This is a genomic window from Cellulophaga sp. F20128 (assembly GCF_023015805.1).
Taxonomy (GTDB): Bacteria; Bacteroidota; Bacteroidia; order Flavobacteriales; family Flavobacteriaceae; genus Cellulophaga.
On the sequence record NZ_JALKBA010000108.1, the window covers coordinates 1 to 315 of the forward strand.

Annotated in this window: 1 protein-coding gene; it reads left to right on the forward strand. The window is 40.6% G+C overall.

Going from position 1 to position 315, the window contains the following annotated elements:
- Positions 1-315 (forward strand): alpha-N-acetylglucosaminidase C-terminal domain-containing protein (locus tag MWU65_RS17660; protein WP_247079983.1); only part of this gene is annotated, 315 nt, incomplete at both ends.

Sequence of the window (315 nt, forward strand, 5' to 3'; positions counted from 1 at the left end):
TGAGTTGGTATCCGATATGGCTTGGACCAATAAGGCTATAGATTTGGATACATGGTATATTGAATATTCAAAATCACGCTATGGAAGCTGTCCCGAAGCAATGGCAGAGGCATGGCAGCTTCTTAGAGAAACGAGTTATGGAACGATGACGGATCATCCTCGTTTTGGATTTCAAGGAAATGGTGGTTCATGGTCTACTGGCACCATTAACAAGGATCCCCGTATTTTTGAGGCAATAGAAAAGTTTTTATCCTGCTCAGATGAATTGAATAATTCTGAACTTTATAAGGCAGATGCTCTTGAATTTGCAGCAAC